Origin of the sequence: Mycobacterium sp., from assembly GCF_019247635.1 — a bacterium.
GTDB lineage: Bacteria > Actinomycetota > Actinomycetes > Mycobacteriales > Mycobacteriaceae > Mycobacterium.
Genome location: NZ_JAFBAR010000006.1, coordinates 1 through 5265, shown reverse-complemented (window position 1 = coordinate 5265; position 5265 = coordinate 1). Strand labels below are relative to the sequence as shown.

At 65.4% G+C, this 5265-nt stretch carries 5 protein-coding genes; 2 read left to right on the top strand and 3 right to left on the bottom strand.

Features of this window, described 5'->3' with window-relative positions; translation table 11 throughout:
* Window positions 1–1435 precede the first annotated feature (1435 nt).
* From JO236_RS00920 to JO236_RS00910, 3 genes are all read right to left on the bottom strand, one after another.
* Window positions 1436–1864, bottom strand: a complete 429-nt coding sequence (locus tag JO236_RS00920; RefSeq protein WP_293323452.1) for a hypothetical protein — start codon at window positions 1862–1864, stop codon at window positions 1436–1438.
* Between the two features lie 391 nt (window positions 1865–2255).
* Window positions 2256–3194, bottom strand: a complete 939-nt coding sequence (locus tag JO236_RS00915; protein WP_293323449.1) for a hypothetical protein — start codon at window positions 3192–3194, stop codon at window positions 2256–2258.
* A 241-nt stretch (window positions 3195–3435) separates the two neighbouring features.
* The gene (locus JO236_RS00910; RefSeq protein ID WP_293323446.1) at window positions 3436–3855 is read right to left on the bottom strand and encodes a F420-dependent biliverdin reductase; all 420 of its coding nucleotides are present in this window, start codon (window positions 3853–3855) and stop codon (window positions 3436–3438) included.
* 29 nt (window positions 3856–3884) lie between these two features.
* Between JO236_RS00910 and JO236_RS00905 the strand changes: the two genes are divergently transcribed.
* Together JO236_RS00905 and cbiE are read left to right on the top strand one after the other, a co-directional pair.
* The gene (locus JO236_RS00905; RefSeq protein WP_293323444.1) at window positions 3885–4634 is read left to right on the top strand and encodes an SDR family NAD(P)-dependent oxidoreductase; all 750 of its coding nucleotides are present in this window, start codon (window positions 3885–3887) and stop codon (window positions 4632–4634) included.
* Window positions 4631–5265 (top strand): precorrin-6y C5,15-methyltransferase (decarboxylating) subunit CbiE (cbiE, locus tag JO236_RS00900; RefSeq protein ID WP_293323441.1); only part of this gene is annotated, 635 nt, incomplete at its 3' end. The genes JO236_RS00905 and cbiE, both read left to right, overlap by 4 nt.

The window sequence follows — 5265 nt, the reverse complement described above, 5'->3', positions numbered from 1 at the left end:
GCCTGCCCTCCCGAGGGGTGCACCGACGCCGAGCTCGGTGTCGCCGAAGGTGGTGACGGCGTGGTCGCTGGTGCAGCCGGAGTTGTGCCTGCCGGAATCGTTGGCCGCAGGTCAGAGGCGTAAGCAGGCAGCGCACCTGTCGGTATGGGTGTGGCTGCCGCCGGTGGCGCTGGCGCGGCGACCAGCGGCGTTGGCGGTGGCGCTTCTGGTGCCGAGTGGTGCTGAAGCGGCGCTGGTGTGTCCAACGCCTGCGCGTGAACTGGGACGTTCGCCGTCGGGGATGGAGCCGTTGGCGGGGGGTCGGGGATTTGTTGAGTCGGCGATACGGGCGCCGACGGCAGGGGTTCCGCTGCGGAGAATGGCGTGCCCGTCTGCATGCCTTTGTCGAAGCCTTGGACCAATTCGGTGGGGGTGAGGGGTGGGGTGGGGGAGGCGCCAGAAGGCAGGAGGGATCCAGGTGCGCTCGCTAATGGCGCGGCTGGGGATGGGAGTGGTGGCATTAACGCGCCGGGGCCGCGAATCGCCGATGTCCAGGGTCCTTCCGCCGTCGGTGGAGCGGGTGCGCCCGCCGGTGCTGATGTGGATGGCCGTGCTGGTGTGGAAGACGGCATCCCCGGGTGGTAGCCAGCGGGGAGGCCCATCGCAGTGCCAAGGCCTACTTGACCGGGCGGCAGGGGGGCCGGGACTGATGACGGTGGCCTCCAGCCCTCAGGTATCCCGACGGCCGAGCTGGATGCACCAGCGACCGGGTGTGCACCTGGCAGAGGGGACCCTGGTTCGGTCGAATTGGGTCCTGGAGCGACCCCAAGTACTGAGCCGGGTTTTAGCGCACCTTGCACCTGCTCCGTCAGGCTGTTTTGGTCGCCGTGCTGTGTGAACATCCGGCCTACATCCAGGCCGTGTGTTTGGGCGAACTGTCGTGCAGACTGGCCGCTTCCCTCCTCATCGAGGATCCGTTGCATCGCATCAAGCACATTGCCGCTGTATTTCGCGGCGGTCAGATTCGCTAAAGTCCGGTATTGCTGTATTGCGGCAACAATTTGCGCGACCTTCATTTCGGCCGGCTCGTTGGAGTCTTGGATCTCTTCGATTTCTTTGTTACCCGCGTCGGCTAAGCTGGTCAGATCGTGCCGGAGAGTTAACATGCTGTCGCGCGCTGTGGCGTACGCGTTTTCCTTTATGCCGTTCTTGTCCGCCACTCGTCGAGCGTGGCGCTCACCCAAACGGAATTCATTGCGTAGATCCTCAACCGTATGACCTCGCTGTTCGTTAAGTGGGCCGGATTGTGCCTGTTTAAGTATGTTCGCAAACTCCGTGAATTCAGTTTTGAGCAACCCTCGGTTACTAGTCCCATGGTTTAGCGCTATGACATCCTGGGCGTCGGGCCACTGATCGCCGATGATTAAGGATGACCATGTGCCTGGTGGAAAGTCAGTCATTTGCAGATTCCTTCAATCGCTAAAGTAGCTTCGTCGCCAGCGCGAAGCGAGGGATCTACGTCAGGGCTACCACGCCCATTTAGATATTCAATCGTAAGGCTCTGGAACACGTCGATAAGTTTTCGCACTGCGGCCGTCAGATCAGGGGGAGCCGCTGGCTGTTCTGAAAGTGTCGTCTGAAGATACACGCTGCCTGCTACGAGTGCTTGTTGGCCGGTCACCGCAACTAAGAGCTGTTGGTTTGGGTCAGTGCCTTTGTCACGTGCGAAATTGGTCTGAACCGCTTCATGCACTTTCTCGTACGCCGCACAAACTTTCGCCTTCGCGTCGGCAACCTGCTGGCTGGTATACGTCGGAGCTGCTGGTGGCTTACTCGTCGGCACGGGGCGAAACCAGCCGACGATCGCGACCGCCAGCGTCGCCACCAGGGCAACGATGAGCACCGCAAACAGCGGCCACCGCCGCCGGGGAGCGGTCAGCTGCCCAGGAGGCCAGGGGGGCGGTCCAGACGGCGCAGAGGCCGGGAGCGGCGGGTTCGACACGGGCTGATCGTATCGCTCATGCGTAATCGCGGTAGTCACCGTTGCCTGATTAACCCGCTCAGGCGGCCGAATATAGGCGGAAGGATTAGACCGAAATTAGATTAGATCTCGGAACTCGCATTATTGAAATGTCAAAATACACAACAATAAGAGCGGCAATTCAGGAGCTATCGAATCCTTAGGACTTCGCGCGGCAATTTATCGTGCCAAGCGGATCGTTTCGGTCTCCGCGCCGACACTCACACCGGGCCGCCACAGCCCGTCGCTGCCACCGTCAACCCCCGTCGTCACGTTTGCGCTCAGGCAACAGGATCCGGCGAGTCGCAACGGGTTTGCCCTCGACCCGCTTGACCACCTCGGGCGTCGGCGGCGGCATGGTGATACGCCCCTGCACCGGAGCGCCGTTCTTCACCCCAGGCGCGACAACGCGTTTGGTCTCGGGCTTGGTGTCGCCGCCCGTTCCGGCAGCGGGCATCGCACCCGGCGGCATCATCGGCATCGCCCCCATCGCGCCTTTCGGCGCTGTCGCGGGCTCGGGAGCCGTGGGGGGTGCCGACGACACCGCGTGCGACGACGCAGGCACGGTTCCGGCTGACGGCGCCGGCAGCGGCGACAGCATCGCGGTCGGGGTGGTCGTTCCCAGAGCCTCACCGCCCCCGCCCCCCACTTTGCCGAGTTCACCGCCGCCCAGGTGGCCGCCTTCGGCACCGAGTAGCTCACCGGGAACGGCCTCGCTCGCGCCCGCGCCTCCTTCGCCGTGCTGCAGCGCGCCCATTCCCATTTGCAGGGCCTGCTGACCCGCCTGAGCGACCTGTTGCGGAATCTGGGCCAGCGGTTGCAGCGCACCACCAATTGCCCCGGCAATTCCGCCCGCGATCCCCGACGCCAGCTGCGGTATTTGCTGCGTCATCTGCGACATTTGGCCTGAACCGCCGACGCCGGCCAGCTGGGCAGACGCCTGCTCCTCATTGGCCGGGAATTTGGCCAGCGCGTCCTCGGCCTTGGCCTCGCGTTCGTCGTAGCCGGCCTGTGCCGCGGCGACGTCGGCGGGATCGCCGCTGTTGGCGGCCAGGCCGAGCATCCTGAGCAATTGACTGATGTTCGAGCCGCCCGACGCCAGCTGGTCGGGCGTGATCGGCGGTGGCGGCGGCAAGCCGAGCAGCCGGGCGAGCTGGTCAAGGATGATCTTGACCTGGTCGTCGCCACCGCTCATGACCTTCCCCCGCCCCAACCAGCACAACGAACCAACTTCGCTTGCCCCGCAAGGAGTTCCGGACATTCGCTCAGGTTGTCAGTCACTCGCACCGGCCTTCTAAGATGGCGAAATCCGCACTCGGACGTGGACTCGGACTTGGACTCGGGCGCGAGCCCGCACGACGCGGCTACGCCCGAATGCGCCGCTGGTGAGGCTAACCACCGCGGGATTGCCGGTCAATTCAGGCCAAAGGCAGGAACTACTTGCCGCCCCGGTCGAGCAGATCCGACGATCCGAGCACTCGCTCGATCTGCACCTCGATGACCACACGTCGCGGGTTGGCGCGCGGCGTGCGGTAGCGCTGGGCGTAGCGCAGCTCGGCATCGCGGACGGCGGAGACGTCCTTGTTCACGATCGCGCGGCCCTCCAGCGACAACCACCGTGCGCCGTCCACCTGACTCAGGACGGCCAACCCGCCGCGATCGGCGTTGACCGCCTTCTGAGACCCGCCGGTAGTGATGACCCGCGCAATATGCGTTTTGGGGTCGAAGGTGAACCCCACGGCCACCACATGTGGCGAATTGTCGGCACGCAGCGTGGTCAACATGGCCAGATGCCGTTCGGAGAGAAACGCCAGCGCGTCGTCGGTCAGCCGGGTTGTGGTATTCGCCATCGGCACCCACGCTAGCGCAGGTGATAATCGCAGCCGTGGATGACACGGTCGCAGGTCCGGTCCTGGTTCTTGGTGGTCGCAGCGAGATCGGCATCGAACTGGCCCGCCGGCTGGCCCCAGGGGTGACGTTGATTCTCGCCGCACGCAAAGCCGACCAGCTCGCCGAAGAGGAGTCCACCCTGCGCCAAGCCGGGGCCGCTGCGGTCCACACCGTGGAGTTCGACGCCGACGACTTGGCCTCCCACGGCCCGCTGGTCGCCACGATCATCGAAAAGCACGGTTCCATCGGCACCGCGGTGCTGGCCTTCGGGATCCTGGGCGACCAGACCCGCGCGGAGGCAGACGCCGCACACGCGCTCGCCATCGTCCACACCGACTACGTCGCGCAGGTCAGCCTGCTTACCCACCTGGCGACCGCGATGCGGGCGGCCAACAAAGGATCACTGGTGGTGTTCTCCTCGATCGCCGGCGCGCGCGTGCGTCGCGCCAACTACGTCTATGGCAGCGCCAAGGCCGGCCTCGACGGGTTCGCCGGGGGCTTGGCCGATGCGCTGCACGGCACCGGGGTGCGGCTGCTTGTAGCGCGGCCGGGATTCGTCATCGGGCGTATGACGCAGGGCATGTCGCCTGCACCGCTGCCGAGTACACCCGAGCAGGTGGCCAAAGCTACCGCACGCGCGCTGGCCAAGGGCCGACGCACGGTCTGGATCCCGTGGGCGTTGGGGCCTGCGTCTGTTGTGATGAAGCTGCTGCCGCAATCTGTGTGGCGGAGGATGCCGCGATGATCGTCGTTGTCGGTATCGGTGCCGACGGCATGCCCGGGATCTCGCAAGAGGCACGATCTGAATTACAAAGCGCCACAGTAATTTACGGGTCACCAAGACAACTCGACCTGCTCGACAACACTATCACCGCGACACGGCGCGAGTGGCCGTCGCCGATGCTGCCGGCACTGCAACGCCTGCCCGCAGAAGGGCCCGACATCCACGTCGTCGCCAGCGGCGACCCGTTGCTGCACGGCGTCGGTGGCACCCTCATCCGGCTGTTCGGGGCAGCCAAAGTTCGCGTCCTGCCGCATGTCTCGGCGGTGACCCTGGCCTGCGCACGGATGGGCTGGAGCGTCCAGGACACCGAGGTGATCAGTCTGGTCACCGCCGAGCCCCACACCGCCATCCGGCGCGGCGGTCAGGCGATCGTGCTGTCCACCGACCGGACCACGCCCAAGGCGCTGGCGGCGTTGTTGAACGCCCACGGGCGCGCGGACTCGCAGCTCACCGTACTCGAACAGCTTGGCGGCCCAGCCGAATTCAGACGCGACGGCATCGCGCGCGAGTGGGCCGCCAATGCACCCGCCGGCATCGATGACCTCAACGTCGTCGCCATCCGCTACCTGCCCGACGAGCGCACCTCGTCGCT